The sequence below is a fragment of the Pseudoduganella sp. SL102 genome, assembly GCF_027856995.1.
Classification (GTDB): Bacteria; Pseudomonadota; Gammaproteobacteria; order Burkholderiales; family Burkholderiaceae_D; genus Rugamonas; species Rugamonas albidiflava.
Window position 1 is genome coordinate 275446 of record NZ_CP115554.1, and the last position, 23948, is coordinate 299393.

Below are 23948 nucleotides of genomic sequence, written 5' to 3' on the forward strand. Positions count from 1 at the left end.
CATGAACCTGCCGAAGAAAGTAAAGATCGTCGAAGTGGGCCCGCGCGACGGCCTGCAGAACGAAAAGGAAAACGTGCCCGCCGAGGTGAAGATCGCGCTGGTGGACCGCCTGTCCGCCGCCGGTTTCCCGAACGTGGAAGCGGCGGCGTTCGTGTCGCCGAAATGGGTGCCGCAGATGGCCACCAGCCGTGAAGTCATGGATGGCATCGCGCGCAGGAGCGGCGTGATCTACTCGGCGCTGACGCCGAACATGCAGGGCTTCGACGCCGCGCTGGCCGCGAAGGCCGATGAGGTGGTGATCTTCGGTTCAGCGTCGGAAGCGTTCTCGCAGCGGAACATCAATTGCTCGATCGCCGAATCGATCGCCCGCTTCGAGCCGGTGGCCCGGGCGGCGAAGGAGCATGGCGTGCGGCTGCGCGGCAGCATCAGCACCGCCTTCGGCTGCCCGTACCAGGGCGAAGTACCGCTGGAAGCCGTGGCCGACGTGGTGGCCCGGATGCGCGACCTGGGCTGCGACGAGATCGACATCGCCGACACCATCGGCGTGGCCACGCCGCGGCACACGCAGGCGGTGATGGAAACGGCGATACGGGCCTTCCGCATCGATGGACTGTCCGGCCACTTCCACGACACGTATGGCCAGGCGCTGGCCAACATCTACGCTTCGCTGGAACTGGGGATCGCGATTTTCCACTCGTCCGTGGCCGGGCTGGGCGGTTGCCCGTACGCGAAAGGCGCCACGGGCAACGTCGCTACCGAGGACGTGCTGTACCTGATGAATGGCCTGGGCATCGAAACGGGCGTGAACCTGGATGCGGTGGTGGACGCCGGCGATTACATCTCGAAATTCCTCGGACGCAAGAGTTCCAGCCGCGCCGGGAATGCCCTGCTGGCCAAGCGCAACGGCTGAACGGCCAAAAACGGTGACAGTCACCATTATTTTTGAAACATTTCAAATTTAATGGTGCCTGTCACCGTTTTTCCGCGCTCGTGGCGATGAAGCCGAGGTCGAAGCCGAGGTGGATGCTGAGGCCGCCCCTGAATGCACGGCACAAACAAAAACCCCCGCAAGCCGAAACTTGCAGGGGTTCTTGATGAATCTTGGTCGGAGTACAAGGATTCGAACCTTGGACCCTCTGGTCCCAAACCAGATGCGCTACCGGGCTGCGCTACACTCCGAAGAAGCAAGATAATACCGCTCGAAACCGATCACGTCAAGGCCCTCTTAAAAAATTCGTTGCGGGCTCACATAGCAAATGAGCAATATGCGAATATAAGCATCCCTGTTCCAGGACTTGGAGCCATGCAACAGACCCTGACTTATCCCAACCGGCCGCGTCGCGGCGGGCTGGTGGCCGGTATTGCCGTCTCGATCTTGCTGCACGCCGTGCTGCTGGCGATCCTGCGCGCGCCGTCGGCGCCTCCGGCCCAACCGGATGCACGGCGCTGGACACAGCCGCTGACGATTCGCATCGTGCCGCCGCCACCGCCGCCTGAACCCGTTCCCCGCGCCGAACCGCCGAAGCCGCCCGTGGCAAAGCGGGACAAGCCGGCCGCCCGCCCGGCGCCGGCACGTGCGGCACCCGAACGCACCGAGTCCGACAAAGCCGAGCGTACGGAAATGACAGTCGTGTCGCCGAAGCCCGCCGAGGCCGCCCCATCGGACAGCGCGCCGACCTTCGATCCGGACGCCGCGCGTGCCGCCGCGCGGGCGATGGCAAACGACCTGGATACGCCATCGGGCAACTGGGTGGGGGAAAAGTTGAGGAAAGAGAAAGAACGGCAGGAAACGCGGGATGAGAAACTGGGCCGCAACATCGCCGGATCGGCGCGCCCGGACTGCAAGACCGCCTATGCCGGTGCCGGCCTGCTGGCACCGCTGATCATGTTGATGGACAAGAAAGACAGTGGCTGCAAATTCTGACTAAAGGACAACGATGCTGACAATCCTCGGGAAACTCCCTTCGATCAACGTGCGCAAGGTGCTGTGGACTTGCCGCCTGCTGGAATTGCCGTATGAACTCGAGCCTTGGGGCAAGGGGGAACGCGACCCGAACGTGCCGGAATTCCTGGCGCTCAATCCGAATGCCCAGGTGCCGGTGCTGCGCGATGGCGATACGGTCCTGTGGGAATCGAACACGATCTGCCGCTACCTCGCGCATGACAGTTTCCTGCTGCCATCGGACCGGCTGCAGCGCGCCCGCATCGAGCAATGGATGGACTGGCAGGCTACGGAACTGAATGCTTCCTGGCGGGCGCCGTTCATGACGCTGTTGCGCGGCAGCACCCAGTTCAGCCCGGAAGCGGTGGCCGCGGGCGTGCGCGACTGGAATACCAAGATGACGCTGCTGGATCGCCACCTGGCCCGCACCGGCGCCTTCGTGGCCGGCGATACGGTGTCACTGGCCGACGTGGTCATCGGCGTTTCCGTGCACCGCTGGCGCGCAACCCCGATCGAACGCGCCGAGCTGCCGGCCGTGGCCGCCTACATGGCGCGCCTGTCGGCAGTGCCCGGCTTCGCCGAGAACTGCGGCGACGCGACGCCCTGAATAGTCACGCCAAAAACGGCAGCAAAAAAAACCGGTGACAGGCTCCGATTATGAAAATAATCGGAGCCTGTCACCGGTTTTAGTCGAATCGGAGCCTGCCGGGTGCCGTACCGCACCGCCTTCCTGCAATGTTTCCGTCCGCGTTGCCGGTCAGCCCTCGCCCTTCAGCGCCAGCGCGCGGTCGTACAGGGCGTTCTTCTTCGCGCCCGTGATCTGCGCGGCCAGGCTGGCGGCCTGCTTGAGCGGCAGTTCGGCCAGCAGGATCTTCAGCACGCGCTCGGCTTCGGCTGCCTGCGCGTCCGATTGCGCGGCGGCGCCCTCCACCAGCACGACGAACTCGCCCTTCTCGCGGTGCGCGTCGGCGGCCAGCCAGGCCACCGCCTCGGACAGCGGGCAGCGGTGGATTTCCTCGAACAGCTTGGTGAGCTCGCGCGCGAACACCACCTGCCGCGTGGGCTCGAACACGGCCACCAGCGACTGGGCGAATTCGGCGATGCGGTGCGGCGCTTCATAGAACACCATCGTGGCGGTCACGTTGCGCAAGCCCGCCAGCGCCGTCTCGCGCTGCTTCGGCTTGGCGGGCAGGAAGCCGACGAAATGGAACTGGTCGTTGACCAGCCCACTGGCCGACAGCGCCGTGACGGCGGCCGACGCGCCGGGCAGCGGCACCACGCGCAAACCCGCCGCGCGCACCGCGTCGACGATCTTCGCGCCCGGGTCGGAAACGGCCGGCGTGCCGGCATCCGAGACCAGCGCGATGCGCTCGCCGGCCTGCAGGCGCCGCACGATGGTGTCGGCCGCTTCCCTTTCGTTATGCATGTGCGCCGCGAGCAACGGTTTGCTGATGCCGAAGCGCCCCATCAGGTGTGACGTATTGCGTGTGTCTTCGCAGGCGACGGCGTCGACCAGCCCGAGAACGTGCAACGCGCGCAGCCCGATGTCGGTAACATTGCCGATGGGAGTGGCCACTACATACAATGTTGCCGTAGGATACGTCTGAAGTGCGGTCTCGCCGAGCACCGGCAAGGCGGCGATCGGGCTGGATTCGTGAACTGTCATTGGGGGTAGCATGCTGGCGAATAAGATCAAAACACTGCTGTCGTGCGTGGTGGCCGCGCTTTCGGTATCCGCGTGCAGCACGCCCTGCGGCAGCCCGGGGGCATTGTGCGCGCCAATCGAGACCGTGACAAGCCCGCCGCCGCGCACCACCGCGCCGCCGGCACCGAAGCCGGCGCCGCCGCCCGAGGAAACCGCGCAGGTCGAAACGTTCGCCGTCGCCATGCCCGGCACCACGCCGGAAAGCCAGGGTGCTGCCGCAGTGCCCGGCCAGACAGTGCGCATCGGCCTCGTGCTGCCGTTGCGCTCCGAATCCCTGGGCCGCGCCGCGGATGCCGTGCGCGCCGGCTTCATGGCGGCCTGGGAACGCGACCGTGCCGGCTTCGAAGTCACCGTGGTGGAAACCGGCGATGCCGCCGAGGAGATCCTCTCCACCTACCAGTCCACCGTGGCGCAGCAGGACATCATCGTGGGCCCGCTGGCCCGCTCCGCCGTCACCACGCTTGCCGCCAGCCCGCTGGTGACCAAGCCCACCATCGCGCTGAACCATCCCGAGGACCGCGAAGGCACCACGCTGCCGCCGCAGATGCTGTCGATCGGCCTGTCGATCGAGGAAGAGGCGCGCCAGGTGGCCGAGTGGGCCGCGCGCGAGCACCCGGCTGCCAGCGTGATGATCCTGTCCGGCAGCGCCGCGTGGCAGCGCCGCATCGCCAATGCCTTTGCCACCCATGCGCCGCAGGTCGGCATGACGACGAAGACGCTGGAACTCACCGCGCTGAACGGCTACCTGAGCGATGGCGAAATGGTGGCGCTGCGTGCCCGCCTCGCCGAGCAGCCGGTGGACCTGCTGTTCGCCGCGCTCGATGCCGACCAGACCCGCCAGCTCCGCACGGCACTTGCCGCGCCGCCGCTGGGCGACATTCCGCTGTATGGCACGTCGTCGCTGAACCCGGGCCGCGTATCGCTGTACCAGGGCCCCGAGCTCGATGGCGTGAAGCTGCTGGACCTGCCATGGCAGATCCAGCGCGACAACCCCACGGTGGCGAGCTATCCGCAGCCGGCCCCGCGCGACGAGGAACGCCTGTCCGCCGACATGGAACGGCTGTACGCGCTGGGCATCGACGCCTTCCGCGTGGCGCGCGAGATCGCCGTGCGCCCCGGCCAGCCGATCACGCTCGATGGCGTGACGGGCCAGCTGTCGATCGACTTCGGCAACGGCCCGGCGCGCGTCAGGCGCGTGGAGCCCGCAGCCATCTACCGCAACGGCGTGCCGGTGCCCATCACCACGCCATGATGCGTCCATGGCGCGCACCGATCTGCAGCGCAAGGGCCAGCTGGGCGAGGATGCCGCGCTCGAGCACCTGCTGCGGCACGGCCTGGCCCTCGTCGAGCGCAACTTCCGCTGCAAGGGCGGCGAGCTCGATCTGATCATGCGCGATGGCGCGCACCTCGTGTTCGTCGAGGTGCGCCGCCGCCGCAGCCGTGCCTTCGGCGGTGCCGCCGCCAGCATTACGCCCGCCAAGCAGCGCCGCATGAAGATCGCCGCACAAGTCTTCCTGCTGCGCTACCGCCAGTTGCCGCCATGCCGCTTCGACGTGGTGGCGATCGATGGCGACACGCTCGGCTGGCTGAAGAACGTGCTGGACGCATAGTCCTGGCAAACGGCACCGCCTGCCGTGCAAACGGGACCGAAGAGATCACCGAAGTGATAACCGAAGTGCTAACATGTTCGGCTGATCAATTTCCGCGGGTCTGCCTGCGCGGCCCCTGCCCGGGCCCCTGCACATGAAGACACGCACCTATTTACTGCTGATGCTGGTGGCGATCATCGTGCCGGTTGCCGGGCTGTCGACACTCGGGCTGTCGATGCTGCTGCAATCCGAACGCGAATCGCGCCTGCGCGCCATCGAGGAAATGGCCAACTCCGCCTCGCTGCAGATCGACAGCGAGATCGGCAGGGCCGAAGCGGCTCTGCGCATCGTCGCCAATTCGCGGGAAATCGGCACGGACGATTTCGCCGCCCTCTACCGCCTGCTGTCGGCCACCCGCACTTCTCCGTTGAGCTGGACGCTGGTCGCCGATTATTCAGGCAGCGGCATCATCAACACATTGGTGCCGTACGGGACACCGCTGGCGCGGAACACCGGCAGGTGGGCCGCCGATATCTACGACGCGCAGGTGCCCCGGGTGGGCGGCTACTTCATCGGTGCCAGCTCGAAACGCGGTGTCGTGTCGGTCAATGTCCCGGTTCCCGCGGCGGCCGGCAAGAAGTATGTCGTCACCCAGATCTTCGACCCGGCTTACTTCAACAAGGTGTTCCAGCGCCATGTACTCGATCCGGACTGGATCATCGGCGTCTTCGACGCGAAAGGCATCTCGATCGCGCGCAGCAGGGGTGCCGCGCAATTCGTCGGCAAGCCCGTGCGCCCCGGGCTGTACGAAGCGTCGCGCCGGCAGCCCAGCGGCATGGTGGCCAACATCACACGTGAAGGCGTCCAGGTCTATACCGTGTTCGTGCGCTCCAGCCTCACCAGCTGGACCGTGGCGATCGGCGTTCCCGTCGATGAAATCGAATCGGCCGCGCGGCTCACCACGTGGTACGCCGCCGCGGCCCTGCTGGCCATCCTGGGCGGCGCCGTCAGCATCGCGGTGTTTTTCGGACGCCGGATCGATCGCGCGCTCCAGGGCGCGACGTCGGCGGCGCACGCGCTGGCCGATGGCACGGTGATCGAGGTGGTGCCCTCCGGCCTGCAGGAAGCGGACGGGCTGTCGCATGTGCTGCACCGTACCGGCCTGGCGCTCGCACGGGAACGCGCCGCGCGCGCCGCGCTGGAAGAGGAAAGGGAACGGCTGCTGGACATGGAACGCTCGGCCCGCCAGCGCGCCGAAGCGCAGGATCACGCCAAGGACAATTTCATCTCCATGCTGAGCCACGAGCTGCGCAATCCGCTCGCCGCGATCACCAACGCCCTCGCCGCCATCCGCATGCCGGCCATGCCGGCACCGCACCGCGACAAGGCATGGGATATCGCCAGCCGCCAGCTGGCGCACCTGACCCACATGGTCGGCGACCTGCTCGACGTACGGCGCGTCCTGTCCGGCAAGGTGACGCTGCAGACCGCCCGCGTCAATCTCGGCGAACTGGTGAAGTTCTGCTGCGATTCGAAGATGGTGGCCAATGCCAAGGACCATGAATGGTCGGTGGGCGTGGTGCAGGCCCACGTGGTCGGCGATGCGAACCGGCTCACCCAGGTGGTCGACAATATCCTGGCCAACGCCATCAAGTACACCCCGGCCGGCGGCAGCATCACGGTGCGGATGTGGTGCGACGACGCCATGGCCGTCATCGAAGTGGCCGATACCGGTGTGGGCATCGCCCCGGACGTGCTGCCGACGATCTTCGACTCGCTCGTGCAGGGCCCGACGACCATCGACCGCTCGCAGGGCGGGCTGGGCCTGGGCCTGTCCATCGCGCGTGGCCTGGTGCACATGCATGGCGGAACGATTGCCGCCGACAGCGAAGGCCCCGGCGAAGGCAGCACGTTCACCGTGCGCCTGCCGCGGGAGCCGCAGGATGCCGGACCACCCGTGTAATGACCGTTTCCGGCTCTTTTCCTGGATGAAGCCTGGCCGATGATTGCCCGCGCGCTCACGACACTGCTGCTGATGTTCCTCGCGGCGGGCCATCCGTTCGCCTGCGCGGCAACAGGGCTGGCAGGTTCGCCGGCACCGGGGCCGTCCACTCCGGCACCTCTGCTGGCCGATTACACCCACACCGCCTGGACCGAGCTCGATGACGCGCCGATGGGCGTGACGAAGTTCGCGCAAGGCCCGGACGGCTGGCTGTGGATCGCCACGCCGACCGGCTTGTACCGCTACGACGGCGTGCACTTCGAACGCACCGATACCGTCTATGGCCACGCGCTCTATTCCAGCAATATCATGGCGCTGGCTACCGCGCCGGATGGCGCGGTGTGGGTCGGCTACCGCGTCGGCGGGATCTCCGTGTTCAGGAAGGATGGCACGCATACGTACATGGAACGCGACGGCATCCGGCCGGTCGGCGTGATGCACCTGGAACTGGCGCCGGACGGCGCGATCTGGGCCGCCATGCGCGATGGCCTGGCGGTACTGCCACCGGGCGGCAACCGCTTCCAGTATCTGGCGGGCGAAGCAGGCCTGCCGACCCGAGGCGTGTTCCAGATCCTGTTTGCCCGCGACGGCACGACCTGGATCGGTACCAATTCCGGCGCCTATTTCCGCAAGCCGGGCCAGGCCCGCTTCACGCACGCGTGGCCGCGCACGGCGCTGGTCTGGCTGGCCGAGGCACCGGATGGCACGCTGTGGGGCAACGACTTCGAACACGGCTACCACCGGGTGCGCACCGCGCCGCCGCCGGCGGGCCAGCCGGCCGGGCCGGAACTCGCCGGTGTCGGCATGTATTTCGACCGCCGCGGCACCATGTGGATCACGCATGCCGACAGCCTGGAACGCCGGGTCGCGCCGCACGGCCCTGGCCGTGCGGAGCAGTTCCTGTCGACCCTGAACGGCATCAGCGGCGCACTGCTGGGCGCGATCTTCCAGGACCGCGAAGGCAACCTGTGGATCGGCACGTCGCGCGGTATCGACCGCCTGCGCCCGAACCGCCTGCGCACCGTGCCCGTGTCCACGCCGCTGGAGTATCCGGTGCTTGCGGCCGGGCCGGACGGCGGCATGTGGGCCGGCGACTACGCCCGCGACCTGTGGCGCTACAGCCCGGACAGGCGCATCCGCCGCGAAGTGCCGGGCGCCACCACCGCCAGCTATACGGCACCGGACGGCACGCTGTGGCTGGGCGGCATGGAAGGCATCGTGCGGCGCGCTCCGGACGGCACGCTGGCCACCATCGCTTCACCGGAAGGCCTGAAAGGCATGCGCGTGCATGCCATGCAGCAGGATCGCGACGGCGCGCTGTGGGCTTCCTTCAACACCGGCACGGGCGTGTACAAGCTGGCTGGCGACCGGTGGGTGAAGTCCGGCGGCCTGCCCGGCATTCCCGAACTGCTCACCACGTCCATGGCGCGCGATGGCGCGGGCGCGTTATGGATGGCGCACGTGCGCAGCCAGGTCACGGTGATCGATGGCGGCACGGTGCGCAGGCTGGGGCCCGGCGAAGGCCTGACGCTGGGCACGGTGCTGTACCTGTGCTTCGACGGCAAGGCCGGCGGCGGCACCATGTGGGCTGGCGGGGAGAACGGCGTCGCCCTGTATCGCAACGGCCGATTCACGGCACTGCAGGGCAGGCGCAACGAACGTTTCCGGGGTGTGTCGGGCATCGCCAGGCTGCCCGACGGCGACCTGTGGCTGCATGGCGCCGATGGCCTGTACCGCATCGCCGCCGCCGAACTGGATGGGTGGCTGAACCACGGACGGGCCGTGGACTTCGAGCGCTTCGATGCGCGCGACGGCATGCAGGGCCACGCCGCGCAACTCCGGCCCGTGCCCTCGCTGCGGCGTTCGCGCGACGGGCTGCTGTGGTATGCCACCACGGGATCGGTCGGCACCATCGACCCGGCCGGCATCGCGCGCAACCGCCTGCCGCCGCCGGTCGAGGTGACCGGCGTGCTGGCCAACGGCACGCACCATGCCATTACCAGGCACGTGCTCGGCCTGCCGCAGGGCACCAGCAGCCTGCAGGTCGATTTCGCCGCCCTTTCGCTGTCGATCCCGGAACGCGTGCGCCTGCGCTACCGGCTGGTCGGGCTGGATCGCGCCTGGCAGGAAACCGATGGGCGCATTGGGCGGCGCCAGGCCACCTACACCAACCTGGCACCGGGCGATTACCGCTTCGAAGTCATCGCCGCCAACGAGGACGGGCTGTGGAACATGGAAGGCGCCGCGCTGGAGATCGCCATCCCGCCCACGTTCGTGCAAAGCGCCTGGTTCAAGGTCCTGCTGGCGATGCTCGCGCTGGTGCTGCTGTATGCCGCCTATGCCTTGCGGATCCGCTACCTGACCCGGCGGATGCACGACCGCCTGCACGAACGCCTGGCGGAGCGCACGCGCATCGCGCGCACCCTGCACGACACCCTGCTGCAAAGCATGCAGTCGCTGCTGCTGTCCTTCGATGCGCACAGCCGCTACCTGAAGGAGGGTACGCTGGAGCGCACGCGGCTCGACCAGACGCTCGACCTGGCTGAACGATTGCTCGTGGAAGGCAGGGACCAGATCATGGAATTGCGCGAGGGTGCGCCGGAAGTGCTGGAACTCACCCTCGGCCAGTACGGCAAGGGCCTGGCCGACCATGGACCGCACGCCTTCGACATGCGGGTCGCCGGCACGCCGCGGCCATTGCGCCCTGCCGTGCACGAAGAAATCTACGCCATCGCGCGCGAAGCCCTGTTCAACGCATCGCGCTATGCGGATGCCAGCCGGATCGAACTCGACCTGGAATACGGCAGCCGCGCGTTCACCGTGCGCATCCGCGATGACGGCCGCGGCCTGGCCGAAGCCGTCGCGGCGGCGGGCCACCGGCCCGGCCACTGGGGCCTGGTGGGCATGCGCGAGCGGGCCAGCTGTGTCGGCGCCACCCTGGAAATCGCCAGCAAGCCCGGCGCCGGCACGGAAATCACGGTGACGCTGCCGGCCAGGAAGGCTTACTGAAGCGGCGGCGGCGGATCGGCCGGCAAGCCGTTGATCTCGGTGCGAATCTCGGCGTTAATCTTTTATTAAGCTGCTTTTGTAAGCATTATTAACAGGCGTTGCCGGTCGTGACGGTGCGCAGCACTATATAATTTCAAGACTATGACGAACCAACGCATCCTCTCGCACTTTCATGAAAGTGCCGAAACCAAGATCCAGTCCGCCACCGTGCTTGCCCAACCGCTGGCGCAGGCGATCGAACTGATGTTCTCAGCCCTTTCCAATGGCAACAAGATTCTCGCCTGCGGCAACGGCGGCTCGGCAGCCGACTCCCAGCACTTCGCTGCGGAGCTGGTGGGCCGTTTCGAGCGCGAGCGCTTCCCGCTGCCCGCGCTGGCACTGACCACCGATACGTCGCTGCTGACGGCTGTGGCGAACGATTACAGCTACCGTGAAATCTTCAGCAAGCAGGTCCAGGCATTCGGCCAGGCCGGCGATATCCTGCTGGCCATTTCCACCTCCGGCAACTCGGCCAATGTGATGGCCGCGATCGAGGCGGCGCTGGAACGCGAGATGCGCGTGGTGGCGCTGACCGGCAAGGGTGGCGGCGCGATCGGCAAGATGCTGACCGATGCCGACGTGCATATCTGCGTTCCCGCCGAGCGCACCGCGCGCATCCAGGAAGTACACCTGACGTGTATCCATTGCATTTGCGACGGCATCGATGTCGCCCTGTTCGGAGGAGATGTGAATGAGTAATGCCCTGCTGGCACGTGTGCAGCGCCCGGTCGCGATTGCCCTGCTGGGCGGCGCGTTGATGAGCAGCCTGTCAGGCTGTGTCGGCCTGGTCGTCGGCGGTGCCGTCGCCGGCACGATGGCGGCATCGGACCGCCGCACGTTCGGCGCGCAGACCGAGGACAAGACCATCGCCGTCAAGGCCAGCAACCGGCTCCGCAACATCCTCGACGATACCGGCCACGTGAACGTCAACTCGTTCAACCGCAAGGTGCTGATCACCGGTGAAGTGCCCGACCAGGCGAAGAAGGATGCCGTCGAGCGCGAAGTGAAGGCCATCGAGGGTGTGCAGTCGGTCACCAACGAGCTGGCGATCGCCGGCCCGGCGAGCTACACGTCGCGCTCGAACGACACGCTGCTGACCACCAAGGTGAAAGCCAGCCTGGTCGATGCGAAGGATATTTCCGCCAATTCGTTCAAGGTGGTCACCGAGCGCGGCGAAGTGTACCTGATGGGCCGCGTGACGCAGTTCGAAGCCAACCGCGCCACCGAGATCGCGCGTGGCGTCAGCGGCGTGACGAAAGTGGTGCGCGTGTTCGAGTACATCTCGGAAGACGAGTACAAGCAGTACCAGAGCACGCCGGCCCCGGCGCAAGCGTCGAACTAAGCGCATGAACTGACGGCCATCGATCATGAGCAGCTCTTCCAAAGCCTGGGTGAAGCCGGCGCTCGCGGCCGCCGTGATCGCCGGCCTGGGCTTCGCCGCCTACACCTCGCTGAACAGCGCGCCGGCCGCGCCGCAGGTCACGTTCACCGGCATCAAGGGGGAACGCATCACGCCGGCCGACCTGCGCGGCAAGGTGGTGATGGTGAATTTCTGGGCTACCTCGTGCGCCAGCTGCGTGGCCGAGATGCCGGAAATGGTCGACACGTACAACAAGTTCAAGGGCCAGGGCCTGGAATTCATCGCCGTGGCGATGAAGTACGACCCGCCGAACTACGTGGTCAATTTCACCGAAACGCGGCAGCTGCCGTTCAAGGTCGCGCTCGACATCACTGGCGAAGCCGCCAAGGCTTATGGCGACGTGTCGCTCACGCCCACCACCTTCGTCATCGACAAGGATGGCAAGATCATCAAGCGCTACGTGGGCAAGCCCGAATTCGCCGCGCTGCACGCATTGCTGGCCAAGGCCCTGAAGGGATAAGGCCCGGTTCGATCGCGCTGCCGATCGAAGCGGCACTGGCTGGCCTTTTCCTGCCGATGCGGCCCGCTACACGGACCACGAAGCAGATGCGGCGCGCGGCAACCCTGCTGCCCTCCTCGTCCCACTGATCGGGGCCTCTGTCCCAACACGCCATTGTGCCGGTGCCGGCCTGCCTATACTCGGGCTCTTTCGACATGGCGGCCCCGCGCCGCACCCGTGCCATGCGACCTGGAACGACGCTTTCGATGATCCTGTTCGGACTGCCCGCACTCTTCTCGCTGCCGGAACACGCGCACGCCGAAGATCCCCCCATCGCGACCGTGACGGTGACGGCCCAAAAGGAGCCGGTCGTCCGGAAACTGGACAAGACGGTCCATGACGTTGCGTCAATGCCCCGGGCGGCCAACGGTACCGCGCAGGACGTGCTGCAATCGACGCCCGAGGTATCGGTAACGGCCGACGGGCGCATCGCCGTCAAGGGCAACGACCAGGTCACGGTGCTGGTGGACGGCAAGCCGACGGCCACGATGTCGGGCGAAGAACGCGCGGTGGCCCTGCAGACCATGAGCGGGGCGGACATTGCCAGCGTCGAGGTGATCACCAACCCTTCCGCCGCATACCAGGCCAACGGCGGCGCGATCGTCAACATCGTCCTGAAGCGCAATCGCCGGCCCGGTGCCCGCGCGCAGGTGCGGGCCAGCGCCGCGGACCGGGGCCTGTGGAATGCCGGCTGGTCGGGCGACATGGCCAGGAAAAACTTCAGCGTGCATGGCAGCCTGGCGTACCGCCGCGACGGCACGCAGAAATGGCGCCGCTCGGCGGTCGACTGGCATGATCCGTCCGGCCAAGAAGCCGGCGACGGCGCTGGAGGCGAAGGTGGAGACGGAACGAGATACAGCTTGCAGACCTCGGGCGTATTCGTGCGCCGCATCGTTCGGAGCGCGGCACTGGGCATCGACTACACCCTGAGCGACACCGATAGCGTGAGCTTCTCCGCGCGGCACAACTCGCGCCGCTCGCGTCCACTGCTCGACACGCTGAACGTGGCGGGCAGTGGCACTGGCGAGACGGTGTATCACCGCATCTCCGAGGGCCCCAACGAGCAGTCCGACGACAGTGCCAGCCTGGCCTGGACCCGCCAGGGCGGCGGCAAGGCGCTCAAGGCCACCGTGCAGCGCAGCCGCACGACCGGCCTGCTCGACAAGTCCTACCGGGACGTCTTCGTCGCACCGGCGTACGCCACCGCGTACAGCCATGGCGCCACCAGGTCGGCACGCCGCCTCGACCAGGCCACGCTGGACTGGAGCCGGCTGGCGGGCAGCGGCACCGTGCATGGACAGTGGGGCCTGGGCGCCGATCTCCAGGACGAAGTGAACGACCTCCATAACTACCAGGCGTCCATCGACGCCTCGACGGGCATGGAAACGCCCGATCCCGATACGACCAACGGCTACAAGGTGAAGACGACGCTGGCCGCCGCCTACCTGACGAACCGGCTCAGGTACGGCCAATGGGAAGCCCTGCTGGGCGGCCGGTTCGAGCGCATGGAACTTCAGGTAGGGTCGGCGCAAACCACCCTGCGAACCGGGCATTGGCAGGCATTCAATCCCAGCCTCCACCTCGAGTATGCGCTCGCCGGCAACGCTGCCTTGACCCTCGGCTATCGCCGCAGCCTGCAGCGCCCGGACCCGCGCGACCTCAATCCATTCACGACCTACGTCGATGCGCAAAACCTCAGCCGCGGCAATCCCGACCTGGGACCGCAGCGCCTGGCCTCATGGGAGATCGGCACCACCGCGACAGCCGCGCAACTGAGCGGCAGCCTCGGCGCCTTCCACCGCACCAGCCGCGCCACGGTGGTCGATGCGCGCAGTAACGCCGGCGATGTGCTGGTGACGTCGAAACAGAATGGCGGACTGGCCCGCTCGACGGGCATCACCGGCTCGCTCGACTGGACACCCGCCGCGGCGCTGCGCCTGGGCGTGGACGGCAGCGTGTACCGCATCGCGCTGTCGACGCCCGATGCAGCAGCGCTGGTGCACCAGCACGGCGCGTCGGGCTACCTGAACTTCAGGGCCGCCTACAGCGCCGGGCAGGACCACGTGTCGCTCGATGCGCACGTGCAGGCATCCGCCATCACGCCGCTGGGCCGGAATGGATCGACCAGCAACGTCAACCTGACGTGGAAGCGCGCCTTGACCGGGTCGCTGGACCTGACCGTCAACGCCAGCGATCTGTTCGATGGCAGCAAGCGCACTTACCGGACCGGGACAGCCACGTTCCGCCAGGCGGGCTTCGATCATTTCGTCGCCCGGCGTGTGTATCTGGGCTTCGTTCAAAAGATCGAGTGATGCGCGATCAGCCGCCCGGCCGAACCGCGGCGATGGCCTCGATTTCGATCATCGCCGCTGGATCGTACAGCGCCCTGATTTCAGCAATGGTGTCGGCGGGATACGGCGCGCTGAAGAACTTGCGGCGCAGTTCGACCACGTCCTGGAAATGCCCCATGTCGGTCACGAAGATGGTGACCTTGACGACATCGCCAAGGCTGGAGCCTCCCGCTTCCAGCACGCGCCGCAGGTTGGCGAATGCCTGCTCGCCCTGGGCGCGGAAGCCGCCCGCAACGATCCGGCCATCGTCGCCGGCACCGGCCTGGCCGGAAACAAACAGCAGGTCGCCGAACCTGATGCCCTGCGAGAGCAGGAATGGTTCGTAGTTGTCCGGTTGGGTGATCACGCGTTCCAGCATGGTAAAGTCCTTTCGCTATCAGGGATGCGGCATCTGCCGATACCAGCAAGGTAAGTGCATCCCGTGGCGGCGACAAACTCGAAATCCTCAGGCATCAGGTGAACCCGGCTCATTCATAGCGCATGCGGCGACTCCCTCCCCTTTCGGCATTGCGCGCCTTCGAAGCGGCGGCGCGGCATGGCAGCTTCAAGGAAGCGGCCAGCGAACTCGCCGTGACACCCACCGCCATCAGCCACCAGATCCGCACGCTGGAAGAGCACACCGGCGTCGCGCTGTTCGATCGCCAGGTGCGCAAGGTCGTGCTGACCGAGGCCGGCAAGGCCCTGTATCCGGTGCTGCGCGACGGCTTCAATACCTTCGAGCTGGCACTTCAGCGCCTCGCCCGGCCCCAGGTCCCGCAGCGCGTGACGATCTCGACCACCAGTGCCTTCATGGCGTACTGGCTGGCCCCGCGGGTCGCCCGTTTTCGCGCTCTGCACCCCGGCATCGACTTGGAATTGCATGCTTCCGACCGGGCCGTCGCACTGGATGGTGCTGGCGCCGACCTGGCGATCCGCTATGGCCGCGGCGAGTATCCCGGCATGGTGGCCGAGCCGCTGTTCAGCGACCGCTTCGCCCCGCTCGCCAGCCCGGATCTCGGCGCCGCGTCGATCGCGGACCTGCATCGCCTGCCGCTGATCGACTTCAGGTGGGAATACCAGCATCCGTCGAATCCCACATGGGAACGCTGGTTCGCCGCCGCCGGGCTGGCTGCCGATGCAGTACGCGCCCAGCTGCGCTTCTCGGACGAAGCGCATGCCATCGGCGCCGTGCTGGCTGGCCAGGGCGTCGCGCTGCTGAGCCTCGACCTGCTCGCGGCGGAACTCGCCGATGGCCGGCTGGTCCAGCCCTTCGGGCCGGCGATTCCGGGCCACACCTATCACCTGGTGCGCAGTGCCGGGCATGCGCCGGCGCCCCATGTGGAGGCTGCGCTGGCGTGGCTGAGGAATCAGGCAGCCGTGCCAGCCGGGCTGCCTGGGTGAGGCGAAAGCGCCCCAGGCCCGGCACTCTGCCGTTCGCCAGGCCTGCGCCAGAGCCACAACAACCAGTACCGGAATCTCGGTGATGGACCAATAGAATCCGATGGAAATAAACCCTTCATCTCTCGCCGTTTTATTTGGCGACTGAAGATCTACAATGACGGTACGTACCATCGCCCTTCCGATAACGCATTTGCCTTTTCGGTGATCAAATGAGCCCTGCACGCGTCGTTTTGACCCGCATTGCATTGTCCCTGCTGGCGGCAGGTGGTGCCCAGGCTGCGCAAGCCGGGCAGCTCGAATGCCCCGATGAGATAACTCCCGGCCACGTCACGCTGGCCTCGCGCGGCGAGTGGCAGCCGTATGTGCCACATTCCCTGCCACTATTCGGTGCGGGCATGTCCGCCGGCCCGCCCGCGAGCGAGATGCAACTGCGGGGCGAACCGCTGGATGCCAAAGGTAATGGCACGTCATATCGCTTCGGCGGAGCCGGCCAGGACGAAGAACGCTGGCTTGTTTGCAGATACGGCAGATCGGGTGAGTTCATCATGTCGCGCCGGCTCGACGACAAGATCAGGCAATGCATCATCAGGCATCACAAGCTGGTGGCCGGCAATCCGAGGCGCATCGAGATCCGCTGCAGCTGAGCTGAAACCCTTGCGTTACAGGCATCGGCAATACGTGGCGAAGACAGGCACTAACGCCTGCCTTCGTTCACGTTACAGCCACTCCACCTACAGCCACATCGCCAGCGCCGAATACACCGTCAACGCCACCATCGTTGCGCAGAACACCTTGCGCCACAACGGCTGCGACAGGTAGCGCCGCAGCAGTGCGCCAGCGCCGGTCCACACGGAGATGCACGGCAGGTTGACGGCGCAGAAGATCAGGCAGAACAGCGCGATCGCGACGGATGCCGGCATGCCTTGCGGCAGGAAGGCCGAGCTGCCCGTGATCGCCATGACCCAGGCCTTGGGATTGCAGAACTGGAAAGCGGCGGCGGCCATGAAACCCATGGGCTTGCGCGCCTGCTCGGCCTGGCCATCGAAACGCATGTCGCGCAGCTGCCAGGCCAGGTACAGCAGGTAGCCGGAACCGGCGACCCGCAGCGCGAACTGTGCCGCCGGCACCGCCATCACCAGCGCGCCGATGCCGGTCGCGCAGACGGCCAGCAGCGCACCGAAACCGATGGTAATGCCCAGCATGTGCGGGATCGAGCGGCGAAAGCCGAACCAGATGCCGGACGAGGTCAGCATGATGTTGTTCGGCCCTGGCGTGATCGACGACACGAAGGCGAACATCATCAGCGGCAGGTAGGGGATCAGGAAGTGCATGGCTCGCTCCACGGGTAACGTGTCCATGCTAAACCAGGTGCTCGGTACAGTACCGATACACCGGCGCCAGTATGCACGGCCTTCGTTGCGGCGCTTGTACCAGTACAGTTGCCGATGGCGGCGCTGGCCGATGGCTCCGCTGGCCGACGGCAGCGCCAGGGAAGCGCTAGCGCCTAGTGCCGGTCCCTGCCCTCGCGCTCTTTCCGCTTGCGGTGCGCGTACCACTCGCGCAGGATCGGCGACAGCGCCGACACGATCCCTGTGATGATGATCGCTATCCCCGCGTACAGCATGGTGTCATTTCGGATAAAGGATCATCTGCGTGCAGCGGAACAGCGCGATCGTCTTGCCGGTCGCCTTGTTGCTGACGGTGGCGTCCCACACCTGCGTGGTCTTGCCCATGTGGACAGCCCGGGCCGTGACGGCGATGGTGCCGTCGCGCGCGGTGCCCAGGTGGTTCGACTTCAGCTCGATGGTGGTGAAGTTCTCGGCGCCTTCTGGCAGGTTGACGAAGCAGCCGTAGCCGCACGCCGTATCGGCCAGCGTGACCACCGTGCCGGCGTGCAGGAAGCCGTTGGGGGCGAGGTGATGCTTCTGGATCTCGATCTCGGCCGAGAGTTCCCCCGCCGCTGCGGCCGTGAAGCGGATGTTCATGTGGTCCGGCAGCGTGCCGCCGGCGCGGCTGTTGAAGCGTTCGAGTTTTTGCTGGATGTCGTCCATGGTGTCTCCCCGATTGAATGTTGCATGATAAACCTTGGGACACCATGCCAGAGAGCCGTTCCTCTAAATCGTCAGTCGGCCTTGAAGTTCTGCCCCAGCGACATCGGCTTGTTCAGCAGGATCGTCTTCGGATCGCGGCAGATGATCACCAGGATCACGATCGTCGCCAGATACGGCAGCATCGACAGGAATTGCGACGGCACCGCCAGCCCCATGCCCTGGCCATGGAACTGCAGTACCGTCACGCCACCGAAGAGATAGGCGCCCAGCACCACGTTGCGCGGCTTCCAGGTGGCGAACACCACCTGTGCCAGCGCGATCCAGCCGCGGCCGGCCGTCATGCCTTCCACCCACATCGGCGTGAGTGCCAGCGACATGTAGGCGCCGCCCACGCCCGCCATGGCGCCGCCGAACAGCACGGCGGCATAGCGCAGCCCGATCACCGGCATGCCGATCGCATGCGCGCTGTGCGGCGCTTCGCCCACGGCACGGATCTGCAGGCCGATGCGCGTGCGCGCCAGCATCCAGCCCGCCGCGACGACCAGCAGCAGCGACAGGTAGACCACGGGATCGAAGCGGAACAGCAGCGGCCCGAAGAAGGGTATGCCGGAGAGCACCGGGAACGACAGCGGTGCGATCGGTGCCACCGTCTGGCCGACCAGGTCGCGGCCGAGGAAGGCGGACAGGCCGATGCCGAACAGCGTCAGGGCCAGGCCGGTCGCCACCTGGTTGGTCTGCAGGGTGAGCACGAGGAAGCCGAAGATCAGCGACATCGCCATGCCGGCCAGCAGCGCGGCCAGCAAGCCCAGGGGGAGCGAACCGGTAGAGACGGTGGCCATGAAGCCGGTAACGGCCCCCACCAGCATGATGCCCTCGAGCCCCAGGTTCAGCACCCCGGAGCGTTCCGCCACCAGCTCGCCGGACGATGCCAGCACCAGCGGCGTGGCGGCACCGGCGGTGCTGGCCAAAAATGCGATCACGTAGTCGGGATTCATGCGGCGATCTCCGGGGTGGCCGCCGTTTTCCCGGCGGGTGCCACGCGCACGCCCGGCTTGAAGCGGTAGTGGATGAACAGGTCCGCCGCCAGCAGGTAGAACAGCAGCAGCCCCTGGAACAGGCCGGTGATGGCGGATGGCAGCTGCAGCTCGATCTGCGCCGCCTCGCCGCCGATGTACAGCAGCGACATCAGCAGCGCCGCCAGCAGCACGCCCACCGGATGCAGGCGGCCGACATAGGCGACGATGATCGCCGCGAAGCCATAGCCGGGCGACACGGAAGGCTGCAGCTGCCCGATCGGGCCGGCCACCTCCCCCACGCCCGCCAGCCCCGCCATGGCGCCGCTGACGAGGAACGCCAGCCACACGTTCTTCGGCGCCGAGAAGCCCGCATACAGCGCGGCGGCCGGCGCCATGCCGCTGACCTGCATGCGGTAGCCGGCGAAGGTGTGGCGGCAGAAGAACCACGCGCCCGCCACGCCGGCCAGCGACAGGAGGAAGGCCGCGTTGACGCGCAAGCCTTCGACCAGCAGCGGCAGCGTGGCGGAGTCGCCGAACATCTTCGATTGCGGGAAATTGAAACCGTCCGGATCGCGCAGCGGGCCATGCACCAGGTAGCTCAGCAGCAGGTAGGCCACGTACACCAGCATCAGGCTGACGAGGATCTCGCTCGTGTTGAAGCGCGTGCGCAGCAGCGCCGGGATGGCCGCCCACGCCATGCCGCCCAGCGCCCCGGCGACGAGCATCAGCGGCAGCACCCAGGGCGCTTCCACGCCATCGAAGTACAGCGCCACGCAGCCGGCGGTGATGGCGCCCACCGTCAACTGGCCGTCCGCGCCGATATTGTGCACATCGGCCCGGAAACCGATCGCCAGGCCCACGCCGCACAGGATCAGCGGCGTGGCCTTCAACAGCAGTTCGCCCACGCCATACAGCGTGGTGGCCGGCTTGATGAAGTACACATAGAACGCGTGCAGCGGTTCCTGGCCCAGCAGCAGGAACAGGATCGAACCGGTGACGAGCATGGCCAGCGCGGCGATCAGCGGCGAGGCGAGCATCATCGCGCGCGAGGGCGCGGGGCGGGCTTCAAGCCGGGACATGGTGGTTCCCTTCTTCCTTGGTGGCGGGGGCGGTGGCGCCTGTGGAAAAGTCGCCACTCATCCACACCCCGATCTGATTGACGGTGGCTTCCTTCACCGGCACGGCGCGCGACAGGCGGCCCTTGGCCAGTACGGCGATGCGGTCGCACATCATGAACAGTTCGTCGAGTTCTTCCGAGATCACCAGCACGGCGACGCCCTGGTCGCGCAGGTCGATGATGGCCTGGCGGATCAGCATCGCCGCGCCGATGTCGACACCCCACGTGGGCTGCGCGAGCACCATCACCCTGGGCGCCAGCGCGATCTCGCGGCCGACGATGAATTTCTGCAGGTTGCCGCCGGAGAGGCTGGACGCCGCCGCGCCGGCGCCGGCGCATTTCACCTTGAAGCGGCTGATCACGCTGTCGGCGAAGTCGCGCACCGCGCCACGCCGAATCAAGCCTCCCGTCAAGCCCCCCGTCAAGCCACCCGCCAGGCCACTGCGCAGCATGCCAGCGCCCTCGGCCAGGTAGCCCGTGAGCAGCGCATTGTCCGCCAGCGACATGCCGGGAACCGCGCCGCGGCCGAGCCGTTCTTCCGGCACGAAGCCGAGGCCGAGCCGGCGGCGCGCCGCGGCGTTCAGCCGCCCCGCTTCGATGCCGCACAGCCGGATGCCAGCCGCACCGCGCAGCGGTACCTCGCCGGAAATCGCCTTCATCAATTCCTGCTGCCCGTTGCCGGAGACACCGGCCAGGCCGACGATTTCGCCGGCATGCAGGTCCAGCGTGATGTCGCGCAGGTCGGTACCGAATGGATCGGGGCTGGGCAGCGACAGCTTGTTCAGCGCCAGCCGCACCTCGCCCGGTTCGCGCGGCGCCAGCGTGCAGGTGGGCAGGTCGCCGCCGATCATCAGTTCGGCCAGTTCGTGCGCCGTCTGCGTGCGCGGCGTGGCGGTACCGGATACGCGGCCGGCGCGCAGCACGGTGGCGCGGTCGCACAGCGCCTGGATCTCGTCGAGCTTGTGGCTGATATAGAGGATGCTGACGCCTTCGGCCGCCAGCTGGCGCAGGGAGACGAACAGCTTCTGCACCGCATCGGGTGTCAGCACCGAGGTCGGCTCATCCATGATCAGCAGGCGCGGCGACTGCAGCAGGCAGCGCACGATTTCCACGCGCTGCCGCTCGCCGACGGACATGCTGTGCACGCGCCGTTCCGGGTCGAGCGGCAGGCCGTAGCGGGCCGACACCTCGCGGATGCGCGGCGCCAGCTTCGCCGGCGTGATCCTTTCATCCAGCGCCAGCGCGATGTTCTCCGCCACGGTCAGCGTTTCGAACAGGGCGAAGTGCTGGAACACCATGCCGATGCCGAGGCGGCGCGCGGCGGCCGGCGACGGGATCGTGACCTGCCTGCCTTCCCACAGGATCTCGCCGGCGTCGGGCCGCGTCACGCCATAGATCATCTTCATCAGCGTGCTCTTGCCGGCGCCGTTCTCGCCCAGCACCGCATGGATTTCTCCCGGCATGACGGCCAGGTCCACGCTGTCGTTGGCGACGACGGAGGGGTAGATTTTCGAGATGCCGAGCAACCGCAGCCGCGGCTCGGTTCGGTGCGGGCCGGGCGGCGCTGGCTGTGGTTCGTTCATCTGCGGCTCCATCGGGGTAATGGCACAGTCCGTGCAAGTTGCATGCCAACGGTTTCCGCCCGGCATCCGGCCGGGCGCGCCCATCCAGGATACGCCATCGTTCATTTTGTATACAAATTGCACCAAAAAATGTGCACTATTGCCCCACTATCGTGCATCCGATATGGCGCGGCCCCGGCCATCGCGTGCACGCTTCGTGCTTTGCCATTACGATCGCGTGCGGATCGACCCCGCCCGATCCCGAACCGATGCGGAGACTGCCAATGACCAAGCACACCCCAGCGGAGCGCCCACCAGGCCGCCCCGCGCACGCCGCCGATCCGGCGGCGGACAGTAACGCAACAAGCAATGCCGTAAGCAAGGTAGCAAGTAAGGTAGTAAATAAGGTAGCAAGTAAGGTAGTAAATAAGGTAGTAAATAAGGTCACCAGCAAGGCGGCAGGCAACGCGGCGGACAACGCCGCAGGCACGGCACCAGCCAGGAAGCGCGGCGCCGCCGCCGTCGACCTGCGCATCTACAGCGCCGTCGTGAATGCCGTGATGGGCCACAAGCTGCCGCCGGGCACGCGGCTGGGCGAGGCCGAATTCTGCGAACTGTATGGCGTGAGCCGCACCACGGTGCGCAAGGCGCTGCAGCGGCTGGCGCATGAGCACATCGTGGTGTTGCGCCCCAACCGCGGCGCGGTGGTGGCATCGCCCTCGCCGCAGGAAGCGCGCGACGTGTTCACGGCCCGCCGCGCCATCGAGCGCGAGATCGTGCCGCTGGTGATCCGCAACATCACGCCCGCCTCGATCGGCCGCATCCGCGCCGCGCTGGACGCCGAGGAACAGGCACGCCGCAGCGGCGACCGCACCGCCTGGATCCGCCTGGGCGGCGAATTCCACCTGCTGATGGCCGAGCTGGCGGGCAATGCGGTACTGCAGCGCTTCATGGTGGAACTGGTGTCGCGCTCGTCGCTGATCATCGCCGTCTATGAAAACCCGGGCGCGCCGATGTGCGGCAACCACGAACACCACGACCTGCTGGCGCTCATCGAACGGGGCGACGTGAAGGGCGCCACCGCGCTGATCGAGCATCACCTGGCGGAAATCGAGGCACGGCTGCATTTAGGCACACCGGAACGCAAGTTGAGCCTGGCCGAAGCACTGGGCGGGCTCTAGAAAATTGTATACAAAACGCCCCAAAATTGTGTGCATAATGCACCGGCAATGCACATCGGCAGCGTTGGAACGACCCGTCCTGGTGCGGCGTTACACAGCGGCGGACATTTCGTAGAGGAGACAGCGGGGTGGCCCGGTACTTGCTAAAGGTACTGTCGTGTTGCATGCAATCGATCGGCACATTGGATGCAATCCGTTACACAACACTTACAAGGACCCCGCATGAAGACCATTCGTTTTGCTGCTACCTTCGCCCTCGCCGCCACCTGCGCCAGCGCCGCCCATGCCGCCGACTGGAGCGATACGGCGCTGAGCTACCGCTACGGCTCGAAGTTCTCGGAGCCCTACAACGGCGCCGACATCGTCAAGCACGTGGTGAACTTCAGCCATGCCAGCGGCTACAAGTACGGCAGCAATTTCTTCAGCATCGATTACCTGATGTCGGACGAAAACGACCCGTCGGCCGTCGGCGCCCGGTCCGGCGCCCACGAAGCCTACGCGCTGTACCGCCACACCCTGGACCTGGGCAAGGTCACGGGCAAGAACCTCGCCTTCGGCCCGGTGCGCGGCGTGGGCATCACGGCCGGTTTCGACATCAACAGCAAGACCGACGCGGGCTACAACTCGAAGAAGCGCATGCTGGTGCTCGGCCCCACGGTGATGTTCGACGTGCCGGGTTTCCTGAACGTGAGCCTGGTGGCGTTGCATGAATCCAACGCTCCGTACAACGGCTTCACGCAAACCTCCACCAACCGCTACCGCTACGACACCCACGCGGCGCTGTTCAGTTCCTGGAGCATCCCGATCCCGAACGTGCCGCTGGAATTCGAAGGCTACGCGAACTACATCGGCACCAAGGGCAAGAACGAGTTCGGCGGCCCGACGGCGGTGGAAATCAATGTCGACATGAAGCTGATGTACGACGTGAGCCCGCTGCTGGGCGCCAATCCGAAGACCTTCAAGCTCGGCGTGGCCTACCAGTACTGGAAGAACAAGTTCGGCAACCCGTCCGATACCGTCCGCGGCGCCACGGCACGCACGCCGATGGTGCGTGCCGAATACCATTTCTGACCAACCTGAAAGAG

22 protein-coding genes and 1 tRNA gene are annotated in these 23948 nt (G+C 66.6%); 15 read left to right on the forward strand and 8 right to left on the reverse strand.

What is annotated here, in order from left to right; translation table 11 throughout:
• The first annotated feature begins 1 nt into the window (after position 1).
• Positions 2-910 (forward strand): hydroxymethylglutaryl-CoA lyase, encoded by a 909-nt coding sequence (locus OU994_RS01150; RefSeq protein ID WP_281609289.1) that lies wholly within the window; start codon positions 2-4, stop codon positions 908-910.
• Between the two features lie 192 nt (positions 911-1102).
• Here OU994_RS01150 and OU994_RS01155 read toward each other — a convergent pair.
• Positions 1103-1179, reverse strand: a tRNA-Pro gene (locus OU994_RS01155).
• Between the two features lie 124 nt (positions 1180-1303).
• On the opposite strand from OU994_RS01155, the gene OU994_RS01160 reads away from it, so the two are divergent.
• Both OU994_RS01160 and OU994_RS01165 read left to right on the forward strand, forming a co-directional pair.
• Positions 1304-1924 carry a hypothetical protein gene (locus OU994_RS01160; RefSeq protein WP_281609290.1) on the forward strand — a complete coding sequence of 207 codons (621 nt, stop codon included), beginning with the start codon at positions 1304-1306 and terminating at the stop codon, positions 1922-1924.
• A gap of 13 nt (positions 1925-1937) precedes the next feature.
• Positions 1938-2549 carry a glutathione S-transferase family protein gene (locus tag OU994_RS01165; RefSeq protein ID WP_281609291.1) on the forward strand — a complete coding sequence of 204 codons (612 nt, stop codon included), beginning with the start codon at positions 1938-1940 and terminating at the stop codon, positions 2547-2549.
• Positions 2550-2699: 150 nt separating this feature from the next.
• Here OU994_RS01165 and rsmI read toward each other — a convergent pair whose 3' ends face one another.
• Positions 2700-3608: a 16S rRNA (cytidine(1402)-2'-O)-methyltransferase gene (gene rsmI / locus OU994_RS01170; RefSeq protein WP_281609292.1), complete on the reverse strand. Its 909-nt coding sequence runs from the start codon at positions 3606-3608 to the stop codon at positions 2700-2702.
• Positions 3609-3618: 10 nt separating this feature from the next.
• Here rsmI and OU994_RS01175 point away from each other — a divergent pair, with 10 nt between their 5' ends.
• From OU994_RS01175 to OU994_RS01210, 8 genes are all read left to right on the forward strand, one after another.
• A complete protein-coding gene (locus OU994_RS01175) occupies positions 3619-4899 on the forward strand; it encodes a penicillin-binding protein activator (protein ID WP_281609293.1) in 1281 nt (426 codons plus the stop codon).
• A 7-nt stretch (positions 4900-4906) separates the two neighbouring features.
• A complete protein-coding gene (locus OU994_RS01180) occupies positions 4907-5257 on the forward strand; it encodes a YraN family protein (RefSeq protein ID WP_281609294.1) in 351 nt (116 codons plus the stop codon).
• 133 nt (positions 5258-5390) lie between these two features.
• A complete protein-coding gene (locus OU994_RS01185) occupies positions 5391-7199 on the forward strand; it encodes an ATP-binding protein (RefSeq protein ID WP_281609295.1) in 1809 nt (602 codons plus the stop codon).
• A 39-nt stretch (positions 7200-7238) separates the two neighbouring features.
• Positions 7239-10247 (forward strand): sensor histidine kinase, encoded by a 3009-nt coding sequence (locus tag OU994_RS01190; protein ID WP_281609296.1) that lies wholly within the window; start codon positions 7239-7241, stop codon positions 10245-10247.
• 141 nt (positions 10248-10388) lie between these two features.
• Positions 10389-10985 carry a phosphoheptose isomerase gene (locus OU994_RS01195; protein WP_131148544.1) on the forward strand — a complete coding sequence of 199 codons (597 nt, stop codon included), beginning with the start codon at positions 10389-10391 and terminating at the stop codon, positions 10983-10985.
• Positions 10978-11628, forward strand: a complete 651-nt coding sequence (locus OU994_RS01200) for a BON domain-containing protein (RefSeq protein WP_131148543.1) — start codon at positions 10978-10980, stop codon at positions 11626-11628. Before OU994_RS01195 ends, OU994_RS01200 begins: the two co-directional genes overlap by 8 nt.
• A 25-nt stretch (positions 11629-11653) precedes the next feature.
• Complete coding sequence (locus tag OU994_RS01205; RefSeq protein WP_131148542.1) at positions 11654-12166, forward strand: TlpA disulfide reductase family protein; 513 nt, start codon at positions 11654-11656, stop codon at positions 12164-12166.
• A 245-nt stretch (positions 12167-12411) separates the two neighbouring features.
• Positions 12412-14517, forward strand: a complete 2106-nt coding sequence (locus OU994_RS01210) for a TonB-dependent receptor (protein ID WP_281609297.1) — start codon at positions 12412-12414, stop codon at positions 14515-14517.
• A gap of 7 nt (positions 14518-14524) precedes the next feature.
• Here the strand turns inward: OU994_RS01210 and OU994_RS01215 are convergent, their stop codons facing one another.
• The gene (locus OU994_RS01215; RefSeq protein ID WP_131148540.1) at positions 14525-14914 is read right to left on the reverse strand and encodes a RidA family protein; all 390 of its coding nucleotides are present in this window, start codon (positions 14912-14914) and stop codon (positions 14525-14527) included.
• 122 nt (positions 14915-15036) lie between these two features.
• Between OU994_RS01215 and OU994_RS01220 the strand changes: the two genes are divergently transcribed.
• Complete coding sequence (locus tag OU994_RS01220; RefSeq protein ID WP_281609298.1) at positions 15037-15936, forward strand: LysR substrate-binding domain-containing protein; 900 nt, start codon at positions 15037-15039, stop codon at positions 15934-15936.
• A gap of 209 nt (positions 15937-16145) precedes the next feature.
• Positions 16146-16580, forward strand: a complete 435-nt coding sequence (locus OU994_RS01225; RefSeq protein WP_281609299.1) for an STY0301 family protein — start codon at positions 16146-16148, stop codon at positions 16578-16580.
• A gap of 87 nt (positions 16581-16667) precedes the next feature.
• Here OU994_RS01225 and OU994_RS01230 read toward each other — a convergent pair whose 3' ends face one another.
• The 5 genes from OU994_RS01230 to OU994_RS01250 all read right to left on the reverse strand — a co-directional run bounded on the left by OU994_RS01230 (position 16668) and on the right by OU994_RS01250 (position 21703).
• On the reverse strand, positions 16668-17267 hold the full coding sequence (locus tag OU994_RS01230) for a LysE family translocator (protein WP_229420614.1): 600 nt from the start codon (positions 17265-17267) through the stop codon (positions 16668-16670).
• A 297-nt stretch (positions 17268-17564) separates the two neighbouring features.
• Positions 17565-17987, reverse strand: coding sequence for a PaaI family thioesterase (locus tag OU994_RS01235; RefSeq protein ID WP_131148537.1), 423 nt, complete (start codon positions 17985-17987; stop codon positions 17565-17567).
• 71 nt (positions 17988-18058) lie between these two features.
• Entirely contained in the window at positions 18059-18982 is a 924-nt protein-coding gene (locus OU994_RS01240) for an ABC transporter permease (RefSeq protein WP_281609300.1), read from the reverse strand.
• Entirely contained in the window at positions 18979-20082 is a 1104-nt protein-coding gene (locus OU994_RS01245) for an ABC transporter permease (RefSeq protein WP_281609301.1), read from the reverse strand. The genes OU994_RS01240 and OU994_RS01245 overlap by 4 nt, the downstream gene beginning before the upstream one ends.
• Positions 20069-21703 carry an ABC transporter ATP-binding protein gene (locus tag OU994_RS01250; protein ID WP_281609302.1) on the reverse strand — a complete coding sequence of 545 codons (1635 nt, stop codon included), beginning with the start codon at positions 21701-21703 and terminating at the stop codon, positions 20069-20071. Before OU994_RS01250 ends, OU994_RS01245 begins: the two co-directional genes overlap by 14 nt.
• Before the next feature lie 263 nt (positions 21704-21966).
• Between OU994_RS01250 and OU994_RS01255 the strand changes: the two genes are divergently transcribed.
• Positions 21967-22863, forward strand: coding sequence for a GntR family transcriptional regulator (locus tag OU994_RS01255; RefSeq protein WP_281609303.1), 897 nt, complete (start codon positions 21967-21969; stop codon positions 22861-22863).
• A gap of 222 nt (positions 22864-23085) precedes the next feature.
• On the forward strand, positions 23086-23934 hold the full coding sequence (locus OU994_RS01260; protein ID WP_131148532.1) for an outer envelope protein: 849 nt from the start codon (positions 23086-23088) through the stop codon (positions 23932-23934).
• The last annotated feature ends 14 nt before the right edge of the window (positions 23935-23948 follow it).

Excerpts from the sequence above, each read along its gene's own strand:
- OU994_RS01255 (WP_281609303.1), top strand. The coding sequence starts at position 21,967 with ATGACCAAGCACACCCCAGCGGAGCGCCCACCAGGCCGCCCCGCGCAC.
- OU994_RS01225 (WP_281609299.1), top strand. The coding sequence starts at position 16,146 with ATGAGCCCTGCACGCGTCGTTTTGACCCGCATTGCATTGTCCCTGCTG.
- OU994_RS01180 (WP_281609294.1), top strand. The coding sequence starts at position 4,907 with ATGGCGCGCACCGATCTGCAGCGCAAGGGCCAGCTGGGCGAGGATGCC.
- OU994_RS01245 (WP_281609301.1), bottom strand. The coding sequence starts at position 20,082 with ATGTCCCGGCTTGAAGCCCGCCCCGCGCCCTCGCGCGCGATGATGCTC.
- OU994_RS01220 (WP_281609298.1), top strand. The coding sequence starts at position 15,037 with ATGCGGCGACTCCCTCCCCTTTCGGCATTGCGCGCCTTCGAAGCGGCG.
- OU994_RS01240 (WP_281609300.1), bottom strand. The coding sequence starts at position 18,982 with ATGAATCCCGACTACGTGATCGCATTTTTGGCCAGCACCGCCGGTGCC.
- OU994_RS01185 (WP_281609295.1), top strand. The coding sequence starts at position 5,391 with ATGAAGACACGCACCTATTTACTGCTGATGCTGGTGGCGATCATCGTG.
- OU994_RS01235 (WP_131148537.1), bottom strand. The coding sequence starts at position 17,987 with ATGGACGACATCCAGCAAAAACTCGAACGCTTCAACAGCCGCGCCGGC.
- OU994_RS01160 (WP_281609290.1), top strand. The coding sequence starts at position 1,304 with ATGCAACAGACCCTGACTTATCCCAACCGGCCGCGTCGCGGCGGGCTG.
- OU994_RS01250 (WP_281609302.1), bottom strand. The coding sequence starts at position 21,703 with ATGAACGAACCACAGCCAGCGCCGCCCGGCCCGCACCGAACCGAGCCG.
- rsmI (WP_281609292.1), bottom strand. The coding sequence starts at position 3,608 with ATGACAGTTCACGAATCCAGCCCGATCGCCGCCTTGCCGGTGCTCGGC.
- OU994_RS01215 (WP_131148540.1), bottom strand. The coding sequence starts at position 14,914 with ATGCTGGAACGCGTGATCACCCAACCGGACAACTACGAACCATTCCTG.
- OU994_RS01205 (WP_131148542.1), top strand. The coding sequence starts at position 11,654 with ATGAGCAGCTCTTCCAAAGCCTGGGTGAAGCCGGCGCTCGCGGCCGCC.
- OU994_RS01210 (WP_281609297.1), top strand. The coding sequence starts at position 12,412 with ATGATCCTGTTCGGACTGCCCGCACTCTTCTCGCTGCCGGAACACGCG.
- OU994_RS01165 (WP_281609291.1), top strand. The coding sequence starts at position 1,938 with ATGCTGACAATCCTCGGGAAACTCCCTTCGATCAACGTGCGCAAGGTG.
- OU994_RS01200 (WP_131148543.1), top strand. The coding sequence starts at position 10,978 with ATGAGTAATGCCCTGCTGGCACGTGTGCAGCGCCCGGTCGCGATTGCC.
- OU994_RS01260 (WP_131148532.1), top strand. The coding sequence starts at position 23,086 with ATGAAGACCATTCGTTTTGCTGCTACCTTCGCCCTCGCCGCCACCTGC.
- OU994_RS01195 (WP_131148544.1), top strand. The coding sequence starts at position 10,389 with ATGACGAACCAACGCATCCTCTCGCACTTTCATGAAAGTGCCGAAACC.
- OU994_RS01230 (WP_229420614.1), bottom strand. The coding sequence starts at position 17,267 with ATGCACTTCCTGATCCCCTACCTGCCGCTGATGATGTTCGCCTTCGTG.
- OU994_RS01190 (WP_281609296.1), top strand. The coding sequence starts at position 7,239 with ATGATTGCCCGCGCGCTCACGACACTGCTGCTGATGTTCCTCGCGGCG.
- OU994_RS01175 (WP_281609293.1), top strand. The coding sequence starts at position 3,619 with ATGCTGGCGAATAAGATCAAAACACTGCTGTCGTGCGTGGTGGCCGCG.
- OU994_RS01150 (WP_281609289.1), top strand. The coding sequence starts at position 2 with ATGAACCTGCCGAAGAAAGTAAAGATCGTCGAAGTGGGCCCGCGCGAC.